Source organism: Tenacibaculum halocynthiae (assembly GCF_964512825.1).
Lineage (GTDB): Bacteria > Bacteroidota > Bacteroidia > Flavobacteriales > Flavobacteriaceae > Polaribacter > Polaribacter halocynthiae.
Genome location: NZ_CAZELG010000037.1, coordinates 1 through 19,454 on the forward strand (window position 1 = coordinate 1; position 19,454 = coordinate 19,454).

At 28.2% G+C, this 19,454-nt stretch carries 15 protein-coding genes (1 of these 15 running past the window's edge); 6 read left to right on the forward strand and 9 right to left on the reverse strand.

Features of this window, described 5'->3' with window-relative positions:
• The 4 genes from ACKTTQ_RS14415 to ACKTTQ_RS14430 all read right to left on the reverse strand — a co-directional run.
• On the reverse strand, positions 1-1,761 hold a 1,761-nt coding region (locus tag ACKTTQ_RS14415), incomplete at its 3' end, for a hypothetical protein (RefSeq protein WP_408049606.1).
• A 269-nt stretch (positions 1,762-2,030) separates the two neighbouring features.
• Positions 2,031-2,603 carry a lipoprotein signal peptidase gene (locus tag ACKTTQ_RS14420; RefSeq protein WP_093870057.1) on the reverse strand — a complete coding sequence of 191 codons (573 nt, stop codon included), beginning with the start codon at positions 2,601-2,603 and terminating at the stop codon, positions 2,031-2,033.
• 51 nt (positions 2,604-2,654) lie between these two features.
• Entirely contained in the window at positions 2,655-3,368 is a 714-nt protein-coding gene (locus ACKTTQ_RS14425) for a LytR/AlgR family response regulator transcription factor (protein WP_113787795.1), read from the reverse strand.
• A complete protein-coding gene (locus ACKTTQ_RS14430) occupies positions 3,369-4,343 on the reverse strand; it encodes a sensor histidine kinase (RefSeq protein ID WP_408049607.1) in 975 nt (324 codons plus the stop codon).
• Positions 4,344-4,560: 217 nt separating this feature from the next.
• Here ACKTTQ_RS14430 and ACKTTQ_RS14435 point away from each other — a divergent pair, with 217 nt between their 5' ends.
• The 6 genes from ACKTTQ_RS14435 (at position 4,561) to ACKTTQ_RS14460 (ending at position 10,909) form a co-directional block, all read left to right on the forward strand.
• Positions 4,561-5,865, forward strand: a complete 1,305-nt coding sequence (locus ACKTTQ_RS14435; protein ID WP_408049608.1) for a serine hydrolase domain-containing protein — start codon at positions 4,561-4,563, stop codon at positions 5,863-5,865.
• 4 nt (positions 5,866-5,869) lie between these two features.
• Positions 5,870-6,733, forward strand: coding sequence for an ABC transporter ATP-binding protein (locus tag ACKTTQ_RS14440; protein WP_408049609.1), 864 nt, complete (start codon positions 5,870-5,872; stop codon positions 6,731-6,733).
• 2 nt (positions 6,734-6,735) lie between these two features.
• The gene (locus ACKTTQ_RS14445; RefSeq protein WP_408049610.1) at positions 6,736-8,286 is read left to right on the forward strand and encodes a hypothetical protein; all 1,551 of its coding nucleotides are present in this window, start codon (positions 6,736-6,738) and stop codon (positions 8,284-8,286) included.
• 28 nt (positions 8,287-8,314) lie between these two features.
• Entirely contained in the window at positions 8,315-9,118 is an 804-nt protein-coding gene (locus ACKTTQ_RS14450; protein WP_408049611.1) for a helix-turn-helix domain-containing protein, read from the forward strand.
• 82 nt (positions 9,119-9,200) lie between these two features.
• Positions 9,201-10,487, forward strand: coding sequence for a hypothetical protein (locus ACKTTQ_RS14455; RefSeq protein WP_408049612.1), 1,287 nt, complete (start codon positions 9,201-9,203; stop codon positions 10,485-10,487).
• A 2-nt stretch (positions 10,488-10,489) separates the two neighbouring features.
• A complete protein-coding gene (locus ACKTTQ_RS14460) occupies positions 10,490-10,909 on the forward strand; it encodes a thiol-disulfide oxidoreductase DCC family protein (protein WP_408049613.1) in 420 nt (139 codons plus the stop codon).
• Positions 10,910-10,970: 61 nt separating this feature from the next.
• Here the strand turns inward: ACKTTQ_RS14460 and ACKTTQ_RS14465 are convergent, their stop codons facing one another.
• From ACKTTQ_RS14465 to ACKTTQ_RS14485, 5 genes are all read right to left on the reverse strand, one after another.
• Complete coding sequence (locus ACKTTQ_RS14465) at positions 10,971-12,863, reverse strand: M61 family metallopeptidase (protein WP_299136956.1); 1,893 nt, start codon at positions 12,861-12,863, stop codon at positions 10,971-10,973.
• Between the two features lie 318 nt (positions 12,864-13,181).
• Positions 13,182-13,559 carry a TraR/DksA family transcriptional regulator gene (locus ACKTTQ_RS14470; RefSeq protein ID WP_093871988.1) on the reverse strand — a complete coding sequence of 126 codons (378 nt, stop codon included), beginning with the start codon at positions 13,557-13,559 and terminating at the stop codon, positions 13,182-13,184.
• Positions 13,560-13,563: 4 nt separating this feature from the next.
• Positions 13,564-16,971, reverse strand: a complete 3,408-nt coding sequence (gene ileS / locus ACKTTQ_RS14475) for an isoleucine--tRNA ligase (RefSeq protein WP_408049614.1) — start codon at positions 16,969-16,971, stop codon at positions 13,564-13,566.
• Positions 16,972-17,090: 119 nt separating this feature from the next.
• Positions 17,091-19,028, reverse strand: a complete 1,938-nt coding sequence (locus ACKTTQ_RS14480; RefSeq protein ID WP_408049615.1) for an OmpA family protein — start codon at positions 19,026-19,028, stop codon at positions 17,091-17,093.
• A 20-nt stretch (positions 19,029-19,048) separates the two neighbouring features.
• Positions 19,049-19,454, reverse strand: the 3' end of a protein-coding gene (locus ACKTTQ_RS14485; RefSeq protein WP_408049616.1) for a PorP/SprF family type IX secretion system membrane protein. Its footprint extends 446 nt past the window's final position; only the last 406 of its 852 coding nucleotides appear in the window; its start codon lies off the right edge, out of view; the stop codon is at positions 19,049-19,051.

Consider the following 19,454-nt stretch of genomic DNA (forward strand, 5'->3'; position numbering starts at 1 on the left):
ACTAATAATTTCAGTTCCATTAACTCCATTATAACCTCCTGTTCCTCCAGTTACTCGACCACTACTATCGAAACCAGTTCCGTCTAAAACTCCATCTTTAGTAGCGTCTGTTCCTCCAGATTCTACTGAATCAGGACACCCGTCATTATCACTATCTGTATCTAAATAGTCAGGTGTTCCGTCTTTATCTGTATCACATGAAATTAAAGAAATAGCAATCTCATCTAGTAATAAAGTATTATATGCTGCATCAGCATTATTATTATATATTTCTACAGTAACCGTTGTTGTTGTTGAAGTAAACAAAAATTCAAATCGTTGCCAAGCCAAAGTTAAAGTTCCCGTATTGATCGTTTGCAAAACAGTTCCAACCCCATCTTTAATCTGCATCCTAACATCAGGATAAGCACTAGCTGGCTGACCACTTTCTTCTTTGGCAGCTACAGCAAATAAGCTATAGGAATATTGCTGATTGGCTTGCACGGTTATATTTTCTTGATAAAGTAACACTGGAGCTACACCTATTGGATTATCTAACGCCAAATATTTTCCTTCTGTATTACCAGTTGCATCAGCAGCTGAGTTTGGTTGATACCAAGATTGCCCTGCAAAATCTGTATTGGTACCTACCCTCACATTAGCTACGTTCGCAGCTGGCACGTTAGGATGACTAGTAGCTGGACTACCAGTTCCCGTTCCAAAATCATCAGAAAAAGCATAACACGTTCTTTCATTAATATCTAATATCCCATCATTATCATCATCTAAATCACATACATTATTTATACCATCTGCATCTGGGTCATTCGCTGTTGGTGTACCTACAATAGCGCCACTTGTACAAGGATCTAAAATATTTACAGAAGCACTTAAAACATCTACAAAGTTACTTGATTGAGTCTCTGTTGATGTTATATTAGTTACTGTATTTGTAATAGTAACTGGTCCTATACCAGAATTCACTGTAGTAACTATTGTGAGTGTTGCCACTTGAGTAGCTGTTAAAGTCCCAACATTCCAAAGTCCAGATCCAGAATTATAAGTTCCCCCTGAATGACTTGAATAAGTAACATTACTTGGTAGTACATCAGTAATATTAACATTAGTTGCTGTACCTACTCCTTTATTTGTTGCTTGTATTGTCCAAGTAACTGTATCTCCTTCATCAGCACTTGATACATCTACACTTTTAATTACATTAATATCTGGTGAACAATCTGTAGTTGCTGTACTAGGCGTAACAATATTATCAGCAAGTGTAATATCTGTTGCTGTCCCAGAAAAATTTGCCACTAACAACGCATAATACTTACCTGCTGTAGCAGTTATATTAAAATTAAAACCCGCAGCTGATAAATAATCACATGCTAATGGTACTCCATAAGAATCACATTGAGTAGTCATCTCACTAATACTATCGAAAGGCCCCCATATAGCACCATCAACATCAACTGAATTAGAATTTGTTTGAACTATATTTAAACTCCCACCCGTGGTAGCTTTAAAAAAAAACCACTTTGAATTAGGTGTCGAACCTAAACAGTCGTAATTATTTCCTGAATTATTATCCATAGCAGACCCACCAGATATTTCTGCGGGATATGTAACAGCTGAACCTATACAAACCGTTGTGTAATCAGTAATAACATTACAATCTTGTGAAAAAACTTGACCTACTGAACTAATAAAAAATAGAAATATTAAAAAAAGTTTCCTCTCTTTTTTTAATGTACTGATGAATGAGAAATATTCTTTAATCATAAATTGGGGATTAGATTAATTAACAATAATTAATAGCCTTTAAAAAGCTTAATTATTCATTCTCAGCAAAAAGTAAATAGTAAAGGATTATACTAAAATTATAGTATAATGAAAAGAGTAAATTTCTTTAAGTGTAAAATATTGTGTGGGGGACAATATTACTCTAATTGATTGCTAATATACACAAAAATTTAACATTTACAAAAAAAAGGAAATAATTAATCACCTAACCTACTCTAGATCAGCAATAAAAAAAATAAAAATTAAAACTAGTTTTCTTTAGGAAAAGCTTGCTTATTAAATATAAAAAGTAAAATTACTCCTATAGTAATCCAAGAATCTGCACCATTAAAAATAGCATTAAAAAAAGTAAAACTTTCACCCTCATATATTGGAAAATAAAGCATATCAACTACTTTACCATAAAATAATTCTCCATAAGGCTTATCAGCAAATAACGTAGCTACTTTATGCATAGAAGAATCGAAAATAACACCATAAAACACTGAATCTATAATATTACCAACTGCTCCAGCTAAAATTAAGGCTATAGCTATAATTACTGCGTTATGTGTTTTTCTTTTTATACTTTGTATTAACCAATATATAATACCTGTTACAGCTACTAGTCTAAATAACGTTAAAAATAATTTTCCTGATTTACCGCCAAACTCAAAACCCCAAGCCATTCCATTATTTTCAGTAAAGTGAATTTTAAACCAGTCGCTAAAAACAACTACCTCTTCACCTAGAGTAAAATGTGTTTTCACATATATCTTACTTATTTGATCAATTAAAATTGCTAAAATTACTGTTAGGATTGCTATGTTCTTTTTTGACATTTTTTTATTTTAATAGCAACAAAAATAAGAAAACTATTGTTATTGACTAATTTAGTCTAAACCTTTATCTATTCTTTGTAAAAGTTCTTTCCTATAAGATTTCCCTATAGCTAATTTTAATTCGTTTTGTAATACAATTTGATTACCGTCTATCATTACAATTTTGTTAAAGTTAATAGCAAATGATTTATGAATTCTTATAAAGTTAGTCGGTATTTTCTTTAAGAAATCAGTAAGTGTTTGTGGAGTAAGAATTCTTTTATCTGTATAAATTTTTATATAATTTCCATAAGCCTCAATATAATTGATTTCATTAAAATTTAGTTTAATAATTTTTTTATCACTCTTTACAAAGATTGAACTATTTTCTTCTTCTTTATTTTTAGAAAACACTTCTGATTTTATAACTCCTTTCTTTTTTATTTTCAAGACAGCTTGAAAAAAACGCTCAAACGAAAAAGGCTTTAATAAATAATCTGCAACAGATAATTCAAAACCTTCAATTGCATATTCTGGATATGCAGTGGTTATAATTACTGACGGCTTTTGCTGCAATGTTTTCAATAAACTTAATCCTGAAAGTTTAGGCATATTAATATCTAAAAAAAGTAGATCTACTTCTTTTTCTTGTAAAATAGCCATTACTTCAAACGAATTTTTACATGACGATACTAACTCTAAGTTTGGTAATTCTTTAATATAACTTTCTAATATTTGACGAGCTATTGGCTCATCATCAGCTATAATGCATTTGAGGTTCTCCATCTAAAAATTAAGTATTAATTTCACTTTATATTCATTTTCTGTTTTTACAATTTCTAACTTATGAGTTTCAGGGTACATTAAACTCAATCGTTTTTTAACATTTTGTAATCCTATTCCACTTTTTCCTTTTTCTAAATCATTTTCTTTCAAACCTGAATCTGTTGAATTTATACATTCAAACTTTAAGTTTTCATCAGTGACATCGACTAGCACTTTAACATTACTTTTTTCATCTAAACTAACTCCTAAATGTTTAAATGCATTTTCTACAAAAACAATTAATAGCATAGGAGCAATTTGTTTTCCTATATAATTACCTTCTAATTTAAAATTAATTTCAGATTGTTCTTCTAATCTTATTTTTTCTAGAGAAACATAATTTTGAAGGTAACTTAATTCTTTTTCAAGTGCTACATAAACCTCTTTTGTTTCATATAAACTATAACGTAATAAATCAGAAAGCTTTAACATTAAACTTGGTAACTTATCTGATTTAACAACAGATAGTCCATATAAATTATTTAATGTATTAAACAAAAAATGTGGGTTTAACTGCGCTTTCAATAACTTTAACTCAGCTTCTTTTTCTTGCTGACGGCGAGAAAAACTATCTCTTGCAATTTTTATAGCCATTCCAAAAACCATTGCTAGTAATACAAATCCAAAAAGATTTAAAAACATTTTTAAACTTAATGTTTGCTTTAATGATTTACTTATAAGATATACAGGAATAATCGTGAAAATAATTCCATTTAATAAAAAGAAAATAAAAAAGGTAATTTTCTTTTTATTAAAAAATGGTAAAATAAAATAGTTAGTTGAATAAATAGTTGGTACAATAAATAAAATAGCATAAAAAGCTGCGGACAATCTGTTTTCTGATTGTATTCCACCTACTAGCACTAGGAATAAGCATCCCCAAACAAAAACATTTTGTACTACTTTATTATCAATCCAAGTATCAATTTTTTTCATTTTTTCTATTTAAAAACATCCTTCAAACATACATTATACTTACAAAAAAACCATTTTTTAATGATGAAAGATACTTTTTTTTATTTGAACATACTCCTACCAATGATTATAGTAAAAATCACCTTTGTCATTTTTTAAATATGGTTTATCACTCTTCTTTTTTTCAATACAACTTTTGATTGATTTTTGAAGTGTTCATTATAAAAAACTATTAATTATGAAATTTCACAGATCAATCTTTATTTTTCTTTTTAGCATAACATCTACTATTATTTATGCACAATCATTACAACTACAATTAGATAAATACACACCTTATATTAAAGAATTAAATCAGGGAGTTGCTGTATTAGTTCAACGAAACGGTAAAACTACAGTTGCCAACGCTGGCAAATACAATTTTAACAATCATACTATTTTCAATATTGGAAGCGCTACTAAAAAAATGACTGCTATTTTACTTTTACAAGAAGTTGAAAAAGGAACAATAAAGCTATCAGATTCGATTGGAACTTATTTACAGCCAATTAAAAATGTTGACGGAAGTTTAACTATTGAAACATTACTAAGACACAGAAGTGGTTTGGGAGAAATTGTAGGGGAAAATTTTGAAAAGGATTTTTATGCAAAAAATGATTCTTTCTATAATTCAAATTTTCTTAATAAAATACCTAAAAATAATCCTAAAAAAATTGGGAAGTATGATTACTGCAATACTAATTATATTCTATTAGGTCATCTTTTAGAAAAAGTAAACGATAAAAGTTATTTCAACTTATTACAAGAAAGGATTTTTACTCCTTGTAACATGACAAATACCTACCCTTATGTATCAAAAAAACTAAAAAATTTAGCAAAACCTATTCACAAAAAAGAAGATATAACATCGTATTTAGATTATAGGTTCTTTGCTAATTATGCCTATGCTGCAGGAAGTGTTGCGTCTAATTTAAACAACATGTCAAAGTTTTACAATCACTTATTTCAAAAGGGAACATTGATTTCTGAAAAATCTTTACAAAAGTTTACTGCTTTTGATGATGCAAATTATGGTTTGGGAATTATGAAATTTAAAGATGGATATGTTGGCCATGGTGGTAACAACATTGGTTATTCCTTTAGAGAATACTACAATCCTAAAAACAAAAACTTAATTCTTCTATTTAGTAATGCTCGTATAATTCCTTTTAATAGAATGCTTAAAAATGAGCTTTTCAATTTTATAGATGGTAAAACAGATACAATCTCTTTTAATAAAAATGTTACTTCAGATTTCAAAAATGTATTAGGTAAATACCTATTTAACTCACATGGAATGAAAATGACAATGGAAATTAAAGAAGAAAATAATCATCTTTATTTTTTAGCTCAAGGAGCCCAAGTTATTTTAATAAGTAAAGAAAAAAACAAATTATATAATGGCAGTTTTGGTGTAGAACTAGAAGTAAACCCTGAAAAACCTCAAGAATTAATTTTTAGACAAAATGGGTTAGAAACTACTATTAAACTTATAAAATCATAAAAAAATGAAATTAGAAATACAAAATATATCAAAGAAATATAACAAAGAAAAGTACGGTTTAAAAGATTTTTCAATGACTATTGAAAAAGGGATTTTAGGATTATTAGGTCCTAATGGTGCTGGAAAATCTACCTTACTAAAAATGATTGCAACCGTAAGTAAACCTTCTAATGGAACTATTTTATTAAATAAAAACAACATAACTAAAGACGCAAACTATATACGTAAACAATTAGGTTTTCTGCCTCAAGACTTCGGAGTATACCCAAATTTAAATGCTTATGAATTTTTAGAATACATGGCTGCAATGAAAGGAGTTGGTGGTAAAAATCTACAACCAAGAATAACACAATTATTAGAAGGTTTAAATTTAATTGACGCTGCTAAAAAACCTATAGGCAGTTATTCAGGAGGTATGAAACAACGTGTTGGTATTGCACAAGCTTTAATAAATAGCCCTAAAATTTTAATCTTTGATGAACCTACTGTTGGCTTAGATCCTGAAGAACGTGTTCGTTTTCGTAATTTAATTTCAGACTTAGCAAACAACTGTATTGTTATTTTATCTTCTCATATTGTTTCTGATATTGATACAATTGCTGATCAAGTTGCTATCCTTAAAAATGGTTCTTTGATAGTAAAAGGTCATCAAGAAAATATCATAAGAAAAGTTCAGGATAAAGTTTATGAAACTAAAATTACAAAAGAAGATTATACAGCGTTCAAAAACTCACATATTATAGTAAGTACTACACGTAAAAACGGCGATTTAATTGTTAGATATATTTCTGAAAAACCTGATAATAATGCCATAAAACAGCAAGCCAATTTAGAAGATGCCTATTTATACTTAACTAAAACTAATTAATTATGAAATCATTCTTTACCATTATAAAATTAGATTATTTACAACGTACAAGAAGCTATGCTTTTTTAATTACACTTTGTGCTAGTTTAGCAATTGCCTACACTTTTATTCCTGAACCTAATGCTAATTATTCAACTATACGAATTGCTAATTATATTGGCACTTATAACGCTGCTTGGTTTGGTTATGTTACTGCAATCATGTCAAGTCTTTTTCTGTCTTTAATTGGTTTTTACTTAATTAACAATAGTATTAAAACTGATTTAGAAACAAAAGTAGGCCAAATTATTGCTTCTACTAAAATTGAAAACTTCAACTATTTATTTTCTAAAGTTTTAAGTAATTTTTTAGTTTTACTAGCCATTTTATGCACCATCTTTATCATGAGTAGTATACTTTTCTTTTTCTACAATGACGGTTTCCCTTTTGAAATTCTTCATTTTATAAAACCTTACTTTATAATAACAATACCTGCTCTTTTTATTATTTCATGCATCGCTGTTATTTTTGAAGTCTTTTTAGGGAAGAATTCTGTTCTACAAAATATCGGTTTCTTCTTTTTATTCTCGCTACTGATGCTTTCTAACAAAAAGAATCAAAACAATTTTTCATTAGATATTTTAGGCACTGAAATAGTAATGCATCATATGGAAAATCAAGTGAGAAAGATTACCAATGCGAAAAAAACTAAAGAGCTAAGTATAGGTTATGTTTTAGGAAATGTAAAAGAAGCTAAAAAATTTCAATTTGAAGGAATAACATTTCCAATAACTTTTATTTTAAGTCGTTTAGCATGGATTCTTTTTTCTATAGGAGCAATAGCAATTACTTCATTATTTTTTCATCGTTTTAATTTAAAAGAAAAAAGTTCAAATAAGCCATCTAAAATCAAACCTAAACAAAAAACTTTATACAAAGATATTACTCTACTTAATTTACCAATGGTTAAATCTAATTACAAAATTTTCCCATTACTAAAAACCGAATTTCTCTTATTAATTAGAAAAGGAAAAACATGGTTATGGCTTATTAATTTTGCTGGAATTATTTCGTTATTACTAACCCCTTTACAAATTGCTCATCAATTTATTTTGCCCATTTTATGGTTTTTACAAGTAGGTAGGTTATCAGATGTTTCAACAAAAGAAATTGAAAATGATATTTATTATTTTTCATTCTCATCATATAAACCTCTTTCTCGTTTATTATTTTCTCAAATTTTAGCAAGTGTTTTATTACTTTTATTATTAGCAAGTCCTTTATATATCCGCCTAATAATTCATGGTGACGTTATAGCTTTTAGTTCAATTATTTTAGGTGCTATCTTTATTGCTTTAATAGCTATTTTTTTAGGGATCCTAACAAAAGGAAAGAAGTTATTTGAAGTATTATTTTTCATGATTACCTATGCCAATATCAATAGAATACCTTTTGTTGATTATTTTGGAGCCTTAACACATAATTCTATTTATATTGCTAAACTATTAATTACTATCATTTTACTAATAGTCTTTAGTTTTTTAATACGAAAAAGAATGATAAGAAACTTATAACTCTTAAAAAACAAACAATACAATATCAGTGGAGATTAAAACAATAAAACCGAGTCCTCATTTAGAAAAATACATTCTCTTTTATTATGAATTAGAATTAAACAATGAAGCATATTATGCATATCCTTCAGACTGTAATGTTGTTTGTCTTTTTAAAAATGCTGATGTAACTTATTCTAATAATGAAATTAAAATTACAGAAGACTCCTCTTTTTCAAATTCTTTCACTGCTTTAAATAAATTTACAACTCCTTTATTTGTAAACACCAAAGGAGTTGTAAAAGAATTTGTAATTATTTTCAAAGCTTTTGGTTTATCTCAATTTATTACTAAAAATTATAATGGAATCCCTTTTTTTCAAATTGAAGAGTTTGACGATTTCTTAAAAGATAATCCTACTTTTTTTAATAAAACAGAGATAACTAAAATTAAATTAATTGAAGATTTTCTGCTTACTAAACTGAATGAAAAAAAAGATTTAGAAATTATTTTAAAAAGTATTTTGCTTATGAAGAGTAATGAATTAACTATTCACCAGATTGCTAAAAAATGCAATTGTAGTTATAAAAAGCTATATCGTCTTTTTTTAACACACTGTGGAATTACTCCTTCAATTTTAAGAAAAAACATTAAATTTCGTTACTCTTTAAAAAAAATGAAGTCTAAAAACTCTTTTTTTAAGTTATCTGATGTTGCTTTTGATTCAGGATTTTATGATCAGGCTTTTTTTAATAAAATATTTAAAAAGCTAACTAGTGAAACTCCAAAACATTTTTTTAAAAATGTCAGTATTTTATCTGAAAAAGAAATTTATTTTAAAAATATAAAATAATGTTAATGTCCATTTAATACAATTAATTTTTATAATTGAAAAGTAACTTTCGAAAGTTATATTTTATCAATTATTAAAAATTATGAATACTTTTCCGAAAATTAATATCTGGTCTATTTCTGAAAAAATATTATTTCGTTTTTTCTTTACTTATTTTACCTTATTTATCCTTTTTAAGAATAATGGCGCTTATCCTTTTTTTGGCTACATTAGCGAACTTTTCAATAAGTTTTTACATAATTTTATTCCTTGGGTAGGTAAAAACATTTTAGGAATTACTTATAAAATTAGAGTTGGTCCTAACGGAAGTGGAGATACTACTTACGATTATACATTAATTTTCACAATCGCTCTTATAGCTTTGTTATCAACAATAGTATGGTCTTTTTTAGATAAAAAAACTAAGAGCTATTCAAAAATGTATTATTGGTTAACACTAGCAGTGCGCTGTTATGTAGGATTAATGTTAATTAATTATGGGATGGTTAAAGTAATACAACTACAATTTTCTGCCCCATCAATGTCTAGATTAACTCAAACTTATGGAGATTCTTCTCCTATGGGGCTAGCATGGACTTTCTTAGGTTTTTCTAAAGGCTATAATTTATTTATGGGAATTGCTGAAGTTGCAGCTGTGCTACTTTTATTTAGAAGAACACTAACTTTTGGATTAATTATCACGCTAATGACTACAGCAAATGTTATGGCTGTAAATTATTTTTATGATGTTCCTGTAAAAATACTTTCTACACATTTATTTTTAATGTGTGCGTTTTTAATAGCAAGAAACTTTAAAACTTTATGGGAATTTTTCTTTTTAAGAACTCCTATTGCTCTTACAGATATATATAAACCTATTTTAAAAAAGGGTATTAGTAAAGCCATGTTAGCTTTTAAAGTATTACTTTTAGGATACGTTTTAGGATACGGTACTTATAGCACTTTAGAATCTAAAGAAAAGTACTATGGTAATAGTTCCAAAAGTATATTAAGAGGGCTTTATGAAGTAGATGAATTTAAATTAAACGATACATTAATCTCTTCTTCTAACAAGACAAAAAAATGGAAATACTTAATGATTGATGGTAAAAAATATGCAAAAATTAAACCAATTGGCAAAAAAAGTCAATGGTATAAATTAACTGTTGATTCAACAAAAAATAAACTGATTTTAAAAAATTATAGAGATACTTTAGAAATCTATAATTTAAAATATACAGAAGGAGATAGTACTAATTTTTATTTAAAAGGAACCGTGAAGTTAGATACTATATCAATCAAATTAAAAAGAACTAAAGATTACAAAAAGAAATTCCTATTAACTAATAGAGGTTTTAATTGGATTAATGAATTCCCTTATAATAGATAAATATGCTACCAAATATTCCTAAAAATAATTATTTAATACTTTTTGATGGTGTTTGTAACTTGTGCAACAATAGTGTACAATATGTTATTAAACATGATAAAAAGAAGATATTTTTATTTACTTCCTTACAAGGAGAAATTGGAAGGAATATTATTAGTCATTTTAATATTGATACTAATAAAGTAGACTCTATTTTACTATTTACTCCAGATAAAAAGATATATGCTAAATCTACTGCCGCATTAAAAATAGCCTTGAAATTAAATATTCCAGTAAAGCTATTGAGTATTTTTTTTATTGTACCTACTTTTATTAGAGATGCAGTGTATTCTTATATTGCAAAAAACAGGTACAAATGGTTTGGTAAAAAAGAAGCTTGTTATATTCCAACACCAGAATTGAACAATCGTTTTTTATCTTAAAAATGTTTATAAAAAAAGACCAATGTTAAAACATTGGTCTTTTTTTATAAACTAAATTAGGTTATCCTTTTAACCATACTTTACGTAACTCCTTTTGTTTTTGAGTTGCATTTGAATTTTCTTTTAAACTACTTCCTTTTGTATATGATTGAGTTAATGTTGTTTTAATTACAACTTCTTTACCATCTCTTTCTAATTTAACTTCTACTTCTTTTCCAGGCTGCCACATATACATTGTTCTAAATATCTGATTTGCATTTTCTTTAGTTAACACAACTCCATCAACTGCTTTAATAGCATCATTAGGTTGCGCTCCATTTTCTGCCCAAAAGCTATTGTTTTTAACTCCTCCAGTAAACCTTACACTTTGAGTTGGTTTATCACCTTTTACAATCATAACCCCATCATTTTGAATATAATTGGTTTTTACTTTAGATTCAGAAATATTTAATCCTGCTTTAGCAAAAAATGTATTATAATCTATTGGAGTAGTTCCTACAACATGTGTATTTAAAAAAGCTCCAATTGACGGATAAGTCATTGCTGTTATTTCTTCAATTAAATTATCATCTACAAATGGTTTATTTTTTCCATATTTATTAGATAATTCTTTCATTAATGATAAAATACCTCTATTTCCATTACTCTCTTCTCGCATTAAAATATCAATACACATACCAATTAAAGCTCCTTTTTGGTAAACATTATAATATTGTGGAGCGTATGGTTTATCTAAAACATTTTCACTCATTTTAGTAAAACTCATAGTATCATTCATTCCAGAAGCTGATTTAATTTTACCCATAACTTTCGCATAAAACTCATCTTCATTCACTAATCCTTGATTTACTTGAAATAAGGTTGCAAAATATTCAGTTACTCCTTCATACATCCATAAGTGCTTTGAAAAAGTTGGTTGGTTATAATCAAAATAATGTACGTCTTCAGAATGAACACTTAAAGGAGTTACAATATGAAAAAACTCGTGAGACACAACATCTATCATACTTTTAGCTAAAGCATTATCAGGCATTCCTTCTGGTAAAACTACTACAGTAGAAGTATGATGTTCTAAAGCTCCAAATCCTTTAGGTGCTTTCTCAGATCCATCTGATAAATATAAATAAATATCATAACGAGCAGTACTATTAACACTACCTAAATAAGCTTTTTGAGCTTGCATCATTTTTTCCATTACTGCTTTGATTTTTTCAGCAGAATGTTTTTTATTTGGAGAGTATACACTTAATACAATTTTAATATCACCTACTTTAAATTCTTCAACATCTAATTCACCATAAAACATTGGATTATCAGTTATATCAAAATAACGAGGGGCAAAATAACTTGTAGTTAAAGAAGTTCCATCTTTACTAGTTTTTGTTCCAACTTCTTGTAAAGCTGAAGTTCTAGCAAATTTTGATGGAGCTACTACATCTAACTTATATTGACTATTTTTTAATGAATCAAAATATCCAATAAATCCATGTAAGTTTAAAACATAGTTTGTGTTTTCAATATTAGTTCCTGCAGGTGAAAAAGGAACTTCTCCTCCTATACCTCCTTTAACTTCCATATCAAAAGTATCATTTACTAAATATGTTATTTTATCTAAACTAGCTGCATTATTAATTTCCCAAGTATTAGTGTCAACTTTTTTTACTGATAAAGCATTTCCTTTATAATCAAATGCTTTAAAACCATCAACATATTTACCAAAATCACTAACAGAGTATGTACCTTGAACAACTCTTGGTAATCTATACGTTACTTTTTCTGTAGTAAATCGTCCAGGGTTTATCGTTACAGGTACTTTATCATTTTCAACTTTAGTTAAATCTAATGTTGTTTCTATTGGATTTGAAGTAGCTAAATCGTTAACCTTAGTTTTTGAAGTATTACATCCAACTAATAATACTCCTGCCATAGCAGTAATTAATATGCTTTTATTCATTTTTAATATTTTTTCTTCTATATAAGACGCCTAAAGGTACAATGTGTTACTTTATTTTTTTATAAAAAGAAATTAATTCTCTTAAAGGGTAATATTAGCATGGATCAATTTTATACTAAGTTTTCTTTTCATTTAAATATTTCATATCAAAAAAACGATTATTTCACCCTGACTATTAACCTTTTTAGTACCTTTTCTTATTAAAAACGGTCGGTATAGAAAACATACTAATATCTAGAAAATTACTTCTTATGTATTGAACCAAAAAAGACTCCTAAGTCAGGAGTCTTTTTATATGTCTTAACAAAAATATAAAAATTATTGCTTACGCTTTGCTTCAATACTTAATGTCGCATGCGGTACTAATTTTAATCGTTCTTTTTGAATTAACTTACCAGTAACTCTACAAACTCCGTATGTTTTATTTTCAATACGTGCTAACGCATTTTTTAAATCACGGATAAATTTTTCTTGTCTAATAGCTAGTTGCATGTTTGCTTCTTTAGACATTGTATCTGAACCTTCTTCAAAGGATTTAAAGGTGGGTGAAGTATCTTCAGTACCATTACCAGATCCATTTTTATAGGAATCTTGTAACAACTTTAAATCTTCTTCAGATTTTTCAATTTTCTTTAAAATAATTTCTTTGAACTCTTGTAAATCATTATCAGAGTATCTTACATTAACGTCATTCATAATGCTATATTTTTTCAATTAACATTTTACTTTTAATGGTATCAAATTCAATTTCTGTACCATTTTCTAACGCTTCAACAAAAACCAACTCATTTGTTAATGTTTCTGTTTTAATATAGGTTTCATTTGCTAATATTGATTCTTGTAAATCTGCAAAATTTAAGAAAGTTAATCGTATTCTATCTGTTACTTCTAAACCAGTTTCCTTACGTGCATTTTGAATTCTATTTATTAATTCTCTCGCTACTCCTTCTTTACGTAAATCATCTGTTATGGTAACATCTAAAGCCACTGTTAATCCTTCTGCATTTGCTACTAACCAGCCTTCAATATCTTTTGATGAAATTTCTACATCAGCGGTTTCTAAATTAACAATTTTCTCATTAATTTCAACAGATATTTTCCCTTCTTTTTCAATTATTGCAATATCTTCTTGAGAAAAAGACTGTATCTTACTAGCTATCAATCTCATATCTTTACCAAACTTAGGCCCTAAAGCTTTAAAGTTTGGTTTTATTTGTTTTACTAATATACCAGAAGCATCATCTAACAATTGAATTTCTTTAACATTTACCTCAGATTTTATTAAATCCGCAACTGCTAGTATCTCCTCTTTTTGAGTTTCATCAAGTATAGGAATCATTATCTTTTGTAGTGGCTGACGCACTTTTATTTTTTCTTTTGCTCTTAAAGAAAGAACTAAAGAAGAAATAGTTTGTGCATTTTCCATTTTTCTTTCTAATGATTTATTCACAAAAGATTCATCATATTTTGGAAATTCTGCTATATGAACACTTTCAAAATTTTCTTTTTGAGTTGCAGCAGTTAAATCCTTATAGAGTCTATCCATAAAGAATGGAGCTACTGGTGATCCTAACTTAGCTACAGTAAGCATACTTGTATATAACGTTTGATAAGCTGATATTTTATCTTGTGCGTATTCTCCTTTCCAAAAACGTCTTCTACATAAACGAACGTACCAATTACTTAAATGATCTTGTACAAAATCTGAAATTGCTCTAGTTGCTCTAGTAGGTTCGTATTCTGAATAGAAAGTATCAACTTTTTTAATTAATGTATTTAATTCAGATAAAATCCAACGGTCAATTTCAGGCCTTTCATTTAATGGAACATCAGCTTCACTATAACTAAAGTTATCAATATTAGCATACAATGTAAAGAAAGAATATGTATTATATAGCGTACCAAAAAACTTACGTTTTACTTCTTCTATACCGGCTAAATCAAATTTTAAGTTATCCCATGGATTTGCATTTGAAATCATATACCAACGTGTAGCATCTGGCCCATATTCAGCTAGAGTTTTAAACGGATCAACAGCATTTCCTAAACGCTTAGACATTTTATGTCCGTTTTTATCTAATACTAAACCATTAGATACAACATTTTTATATGCTACAGAATCGAACACCATGGCTCCAATTGCATGTAAAGTATAAAACCATCCACGTGTTTGATCTACTCCTTCAGCTATAAAATCTGCAGGGAAACTTTCTGTATTATCTATTAACTCTTTATTTTCAAACGGATAATGCCATTGTGCATAAGGCATTGAACCAGAGTCAAACCAAACATCAATTAAATCACTTTCTCTATGCATTGGTTTTCCTGAAGCTGATACTAAGATAATTTTATCTACAACATTTTTATGTAAATCAATTTTATCATAGTTCTCTTCAGACATGTTACCTACTTCAAAGTCGGCAAAAATATCTTCAGAAAGTACTCCTGCTTCTACTGATTTTTTTATCTCTTCTTTTAGCTCTGCTACAGACCCAATACATAACTGTTCAGTTCCATCTTCAGTACGCCAAATAGGTAAAGGTATTCCCCAAAAACGAGAACGAGATAAATTCCAATCATTTGCATTTTTTAACCAGTTACCAAAACGCCCTTCTCCTGTTGATTTTGGTTTCCAGTTAATTGTTTCGTTTAAGTCGAACATTTTTTCCTTAACATCGGTTACCTTAATAAACCAAGAATCTAATGGATAATATAAAATTGGTTTATCTGTACGCCAACAGTTAGGATAGCTATGCACATACTTTTCAACTTTAAAAGCTTTATTTTCAGTTTTAAGCTTAATTGCTATTTCAACATCTACTGACTTTTCTGGAGCCTCTCCATCAGCATAATATTCATTCTTAACATATTTACCTGCAAACTCACTTACTTCTTGCCTGAATTTACCTTGTAAATCTACTAATGGAACTGGGTTTTCATTTTCATCTAATACTAACAATGGTGGCACCTCAGGTGTAGCTTGTTTTGCTACTAATGCATCGTCAGCTCCAAAAGTTGGTGCAGTGTGAACAATACCTGTACCATCTTCAGTAGTTACAAAATCACCTGAAATTACTCTAAATGCATTTTCTGGATTTTGATAAGGCAATACGTAATCTAATAATTGCTCATATTTAATACCTACTAAATCTTTACCTATAAATTCATTAGTAATTAAATATGGAATTTGTTTATCTTCTTTTGTGTACTTATTTAAATCACTTTCGTTTTCAACTTGTTCAAATTTCTTACCAGCAAATTGTTTTGCTACTAAGTTTTTTGCTAATACTACTTGAATAGTTTCAAATGTGTATTGATTAAATGTTTTTACTAAAACATACTCGATTTTAGGTCCAACTGTTAAAGCAGTATTACTTGGTAATGTCCAAGGTGTGGTTGTCCAAGCTAAGAAATGAACATCTCCTTCTACATGTAAAAACTCAGGTAAAGTATCTTTTATCGTTTTAAATTGCGCAACAACAGTCGTATCAGTTACATCTTGATAAGTTCCTGGTTGGTTTAACTCATGTGAGCTTAAACCTGTTCCTGCTTTTGGTGAATAGGGTTGAATTGTATATCCTTTATACAATAAATTTTTATTATAAATTTGTTTTAACAACCACCATACTGATTCCATGTATTTAGGCTTATAAGTAATATATGGATCTTCCATATCTACCCAATAACCCATTTTTTGAGTTAGGTCATTCCAAATATCCGTATAACGCATTACTGCAGTTTTACAGGCTGTATTATATTCTTCTACAGTTATTTTGGTTCCTATATCTTCTTTAGTTATTCCTAATTCTTTTTCTACTCCAAGTTCTACTGGTAAACCATGTGTATCCCAACCTGCTTTACGCTTTACTTGGTATCCTTTTTGAGTTTTATAGCGACAAAAAATATCTTTAATAGAGCGTGCCATTGCATGGTGAATTCCAGGCAACCCATTTGCTGAAGGTGGTCCTTCAAAAAAAACAAACGGCTCATTTCCTTCACGGCTAGTAATACTTTTCTCAAAGATATTGTTTTCTTCCCAGTAGTTTAATATTTCTTCTGCTACTTTTGGTAAATCCAAGCCTTTGTATTCAGTAAACTTCTTACTCATTTTGTTATTATATTTATTGAATGTGCGAAATTACGTATTTTCTTGTAATTGTAATGTTTGACTTATAAAAAAACGCCTCTGAATAGAGACGTTTTTTTACTTTTATATACTTTACTATATTATTTATTACTTGATTTTACATTTTTAATAGTTTCTAAAATATAAAAATACGATCTTCTATTCTTTTGGTGTTCTTCTTCTGTACATTTACTTTTTCTTCCTTCTTTACAATTATTTAATAATTGGTCTTCCCCATAACCAATTGCACTTTCTATTCTTTTTGAATCAATTCCTCTTGAAATTATATAATCTCTTGTAGATTTAGCTCTATTATCTGAAAGAATTCTATTATACTCTTTAGTTCCTCTACTATCTGTATGTGATTCAATTTTTATAACCATTTCTGGATTGTTTTTCATAACAGACACAATGTTTTCTAATTCATATTCAGCATCCTCTCGAATATTGAATAGGTCAAAGTCAAAATAAATTGGGTTTATAATTATTTGATTTTCTACAATTAAAGACTCTAATTGTAAATCAGTTTTTAATATTTTCTTATTTACATCTAAAGTTACTGTTTCTTTTTGTGTTGCTTTATAATCATCTTTTGAAGCGACCACTACAAAGTTCTTTTCACAATCAATTTTTTCAAAAGAATAAGCTCCATCAGATTTTGTTACTTGCTCAGATATTGGTTCTCCTTTTTCATTTATTAATCGTACAGTTACATTATCAATAGGTTCTCCTGTTCTTGTGTCTGATACAATTCCTTTTATATCTTCTTTACAGTTGTAAATTATAAAACTATAAATATCATCATCTCCTTTTCCTCCTTTTCTATTTGATGTAAAATATCCCTGAAAACGCTCTTTATTTATTACAAAAGAAAAATCATCTCTAGGTCCATTAATAGGTTTTCCCAAATTTATAGGCTCTGAAAAAGAGTTTTCTTTTATCTCGCTCTCAAAAATATCTAAAGCTCCTAATCCTATATGCCCATCTGAAGAAAAATACAACCGATTATCATTTCCTACAAATGGAAACATTTCTCTTCCTTCAGTATTAATTGTTGCACCTAAATTTTCTGGTTTCCCATAACTACCATCATCCTCTATGGCTACTTTATAAATATCTGTGCTTCCATAGCCATTCGGCATATCAGATACAAAGTATAATGTTCTCTCATCAGGACTTAATGCAGGATGCCCTACAGAATAATTATCATTATTAAAAGATAATTCTTTCAAATCACCCCACACCTCATTTACTTTACTTACTTTATATATCTTTAAATGTGTAGTTCTTTCTTTATCTCCTTTTAATTTATCACCATCATAATTATTTCTAGTAAAATACATTGTTGAACCATCTTTTGTTATAACTACATTAGATTCATGATATTTAGAATTTATTGAATTTAATTTTTCTGAAGTGCCTACATATAATATTCTATCTTCTCCGACGTTTTTTTCTTTAGACGAATAAACGTTTAAATATGGTTGATTATTCCATTTATATAATCGAGTATCTTTAACATCTATAGGTTTAGTAGAAGCGAAATAAAATGTATTATCATGTACAAAACCACCAAAATCAGAATACTTTGTATTCACTGAAAGATTGTGAATATTTATATACGTTTTTGGCCTGTTTGAATATTCTATAAAGTAATTTTTATTTTTCTCTAATGCTTTTACTCTACTATCATTTCTTTTCAATTTCAATAACCAACTATCTGACTCTTCAATTTTACCATTACTTTTTAATGTTTGAGCATATCTAAACACATGCTTTGGTAAAGCCATTAATTCGAATTTGTTCATTAATTCAGCATACCATTTTTCTGCTTTATCAAAATCAACATTAAAATAATAGGAGTCTGCCAACCTACTTATAACCAAATATGTTTTGTCATCTTTGTTATAAATAGTTTCATACAGTTCTGCTGATTTTTTATAAGCGTATTCTTTAAAATACCTATCAGCTGCATATTTTCGTTGCCCAAAAGCCATAGCAGTTACTAACAATAATAATAAAAGTATTGTTCTTTTCATGTCCCGTCCGTTTAATTGTTCTAGAAAAATCTTGGCGATTTCATCTTTTGTTCTTTAAATATCTCATATCGAAGCATTACTTCATGAGTTCCTGAATTGTAATTACTATAATTAGATGTCGTTAAATCGTAAGCATAACCTATTTGTAATGATTCATTAATTTGAAACCCTAACATTGCACTAATTGAATCATCCCATCTCCATGCTGCTCCAACTCTAAATTTATCATTAAATAAAAAGTTTGCTGATACATCTAATGATAATGGTGCTCCACTTACTATTTTACTTAATACCGCTGGCTTAAACTTTATTGTTTCGCTTAAATCAAATACATAACCTCCTATTAAAAAATAATGCATTCTTTCTGTTGCCACAACTCCTCCACTTGACACATCATCATAATGATCTGTTCTCAAAATGTTTGGA

What these genes read in the sequence shown, in the direction of transcription:
- ACKTTQ_RS14435 (WP_408049608.1), top strand. Translation starts at nt 4,561, where the DNA reads ATGAAATTTCACAGATCAATCTTTATTTTTCTTTTTAGCATAACATCT.
- ACKTTQ_RS14480 (WP_408049615.1), bottom strand. Translation starts at nt 19,028, where the DNA reads ATGAAAAGAACAATACTTTTATTATTATTGTTAGTAACTGCTATGGCT.
- ileS (WP_408049614.1), bottom strand. Translation starts at nt 16,971, where the DNA reads ATGAGTAAGAAGTTTACTGAATACAAAGGCTTGGATTTACCAAAAGTA.
- ACKTTQ_RS14425 (WP_113787795.1), bottom strand. Translation starts at nt 3,368, where the DNA reads ATGGAGAACCTCAAATGCATTATAGCTGATGATGAGCCAATAGCTCGT.
- ACKTTQ_RS14460 (WP_408049613.1), top strand. Translation starts at nt 10,490, where the DNA reads ATGCTACCAAATATTCCTAAAAATAATTATTTAATACTTTTTGATGGT.
- ACKTTQ_RS14465 (WP_299136956.1), bottom strand. Translation starts at nt 12,863, where the DNA reads ATGAATAAAAGCATATTAATTACTGCTATGGCAGGAGTATTATTAGTT.
- ACKTTQ_RS14430 (WP_408049607.1), bottom strand. Translation starts at nt 4,343, where the DNA reads ATGAAAAAAATTGATACTTGGATTGATAATAAAGTAGTACAAAATGTT.
- ACKTTQ_RS14440 (WP_408049609.1), top strand. Translation starts at nt 5,870, where the DNA reads ATGAAATTAGAAATACAAAATATATCAAAGAAATATAACAAAGAAAAG.
- ACKTTQ_RS14470 (WP_093871988.1), bottom strand. Translation starts at nt 13,559, where the DNA reads ATGAATGACGTTAATGTAAGATACTCTGATAATGATTTACAAGAGTTC.
- ACKTTQ_RS14455 (WP_408049612.1), top strand. Translation starts at nt 9,201, where the DNA reads ATGAATACTTTTCCGAAAATTAATATCTGGTCTATTTCTGAAAAAATA.
- ACKTTQ_RS14445 (WP_408049610.1), top strand. Translation starts at nt 6,736, where the DNA reads ATGAAATCATTCTTTACCATTATAAAATTAGATTATTTACAACGTACA.
- ACKTTQ_RS14420 (WP_093870057.1), bottom strand. Translation starts at nt 2,603, where the DNA reads ATGTCAAAAAAGAACATAGCAATCCTAACAGTAATTTTAGCAATTTTA.